This is a genomic window from Kitasatospora sp. NPDC056800 (assembly GCF_042789775.1).
Taxonomy (GTDB): domain Bacteria; phylum Actinomycetota; class Actinomycetes; order Streptomycetales; family Streptomycetaceae; genus Kitasatospora.
In genome coordinates this window covers 1-3062 of record NZ_JBHUAL010000373.1, presented here as the reverse complement: position 1 = coordinate 3062, position 3062 = coordinate 1, and the positions used below count along the sequence as shown (strand labels likewise).

Here is a 3062-nt window from a genome sequence, read left to right as displayed (position 1 = left end):
CCCCTTCGAACGACTCGTCGAAGTCCTCGACCCCGCACGCTCCATGGGCCGCAACCCGCTCTTCCAGGTCATGCTGGTCCTCCAGAACAACACCCGTCCCGAGCTGGCCCTGCCCGGCGTCCGGGCGGCCTTCGAGCCGCCGGCCGCCGACTCGGTCAAGTTCGACCTGAACTTCTTCCTGGCCGAACAGCAGGACGCGAGCGCCGCCCCGGCCGGCATCGACGGCTTCCTGGAGTACAGCGCCGACGTGTTCGAGCCGGCCACCGCCGAGGCCCTGGTCACCCGCCTGGTCCGGCTGCTCGACCAGGTCGCCCGCGACCCGGGGCTCCCGCTGGGGCGGCTCGACCTGCTGTCCGAGCACGAGCACCGGCAGGTCCTCACCGAGTGGAACGACACCGCCGGCGGCCACCCGGGCACCACCGTCGTCGCCCTCTTCGAGGCCCAGGCCGCCCGCACCCCCGAGGCCGTCGCCGTCCGCAGCGACACCACCGCCCTGACCTACGCCGAACTCGACGCCCGGGCCAACCGCCTCGCCCGCCACCTCATCGGCCGGGGCGTCGGCCCGGAGAGCACGGTGGCGCTCGCGGCGCCCCGGTCGCCGCACATGGTCGTCGCCCTGCTGGCCGTGCTCAAGGCCGGCGGCGCGCACCTGCCCGTCGACCTGGCGTACCCGGCCGACCGCGTCCGGCTGATGCTCGACGACGCCGCGCCCGTCCTCCTGCTGACCGACAGCGCGACCGCCGGACAGCTGCCGGAGACCGGCCTGCCCCGCCTGCTGCTGGACGACCCGGCACTGGAACGCGCCACGGCCGCCCTCCCCGGCACCGCCCCCACGGACGCGGACCGCACCTGCCCGCTGCTGCCCGACCACCCGGCGTACGTCATCTACACCTCGGGCTCCACCGGCCGGCCCAAGGGCGTGCTCGGACTGCACCGCGCCCTGGTCAACCGGCTGACCTGGTTCGCCGAGGAACTCCCCGAGCAGCGGGAGGCCGCGATCCTGGCGAAGTCGCCGGTCAGCGTCATCGACGGGATCACCGAGCTGCTGGCGCCGCTGCTGTCCGGCGGCTCGACCGTCCTGGTCGACGCCGACACGGCCCGGAGCATGCCCGAGCTCGCGGCGGCCACGGCCCGGCACGGCATCGCCCGGCTCACCGTCGTGCCCAGCCTGCTGAACGCCTTCCTGGACAGCGCCGAGCCAACCGCCGTCGCGGGCTGCGCGGTCTGGATCTGCAGCGGCGAGCAGCTGCCCGCCGCCACCGTCCGGGCGTTCCGGCAGGCCCTGCCCTCGGCCCGGCTGCTCAACTTCTACGGCGCCTCGGAGGCCGGTGCCGTCGCGACCCGGGGCGAGGTGTGCGCCGGGCCGGACGGCGCCGACACCCTGATCGGCCGTCCGATCTGGAACATGCGGGCGTACGTGCTGGACGACGGGCTGCGGCCGGTGCCCCCGGGTGTGGCCGGCGAGCTGTACCTGGCCGGTGCCGGACTCGCCCGCGGCTACGCCGGACGCCCCGGCCTCACCGCCACCCGCTTCCTCGCCTGCCCCTACGAGCCCGGCTCCCGGATGTACCGCACCGGCGACCTCGTCCGCTGGACCCCCGACGGCCACCTCGTCTACCTCGGCCGCGCCGACACCCAGGTCAAGATCCGCGGCTTCCGCGTCGAACCCGGCGAGATCGAAGCCGTCCTCACCACCCACCCCGACGTCCGCACCGCCGTCGCCATCGCCCGCACCGACGGCCCCGCCGGCCCCGCCCTCGTCGCCTACGTCACCCCCACCCCCGGCGCCGCACCCGACCCCACCGCCCTGCGCGACCACACCGCCGACCACCTGCCCGACCACATGGTCCCGGCCGCCGTCCTCGTGCTCGACGAACTCCCGCTCACCCCGAGCGGGAAGATCGACCGCAACCGGCTGCCCGCCCCCGACTTCACCCCCGTCGCCGCCCGGCCGCCCCGCACCCCGGCCGAGGAGCGCCTCTGCGCCCTCTACGCCGAGGTCCTGGCCCTGCCCCGGGTCGGCATCGACGACAGCTTCTTCGACCTCGGCGGCCACTCGCTCCTGGCGACCAGGCTGGTCAGCCGGATCCGTACGGCACTGGGCTCGACCGTCTCGATCCGGGACGTGTTCGAGGCGCCGACCGTGGCCAGGCTGGCCGGCCGCCTCCACCGGGACCGCTCCACGCGGCCCGCGCTGCGGCCCGGACCGCGCCCGGCCGCTCTGCCACTGTCCTCCGCCCAGCGGCGGCTGTGGTTCCTGAACCGGCTGGAGCCCGGCTCGGCGGCCTACAACATGGCCTTCGCGGTCCGGCTCTCCGGGGCGCTGGACACCGCCGCGCTGGAGGCGGCGCTGGCCGACCTGGTCGAGCGGCACGAGGTGCTGCGGACCGTCTTCCCGGAGACCGACGGCGAGCCCCGCCAGGAGGTCCTCGGCACGGAGGCCTGGACCGGACTCGCCGTCCGGGAGACCTCCCCCGCCGAGGCCCCGGCGGAAGCCGCCCGCGAGGCGGCCCGCGGCTTCGACCTCGCGACCCGGCTCCCCGTCCGCGCGACGCTGCTGCGCACCGGCCCGGCGGAGCACCTGCTCCTGCTGGTGGTCCACCACATCGTGGCCGACGGCTGGTCCGCCACCCCGCTGGCCCGGGACCTCTCACGGGCGTACGCGGCCCGGTCCACCGGCACCGCTCCGAGCTGGGAGCCGCTGCCGGTGCAGTACGCGGACTACACCCTCTGGCAGCAGGACCTCCTCGGCGACGACCACGACCAAACCTCGCTGGCCGCACAGCAGTTGGCGTACTGGACGGAGAACCTCGCCGACCTCCCCGAGGAACTCGCCCTGCCCTTCGACCGCCCCCGCCCCAAGGTCGCCACCCACCGCGGCGGCACCGTCCCCTTCCACATCCACCCCGACACCCACGACCGCCTCGCCCACCTCGCCCGCGACAACGGCGCCTCCCTCTTCATGGTCCTCCAGGCCGCCCTCGCCGCCCTCCTCACCCGCCTCGGCGCCGGCCACGACATCCCCATCGGCTCCCCCATCGCCGGACGCACCGACGACGCCA

1 protein-coding gene is annotated in these 3062 nt (G+C 75.6%); it reads left to right on the top strand.

Going from position 1 to position 3062, the window contains the following annotated elements; genetic code table 11:
- On the top strand, positions 1–3062 hold a 3062-nt coding region (locus ACFRQN_RS40330), incomplete at both ends, for an amino acid adenylation domain-containing protein (protein ID WP_380745623.1).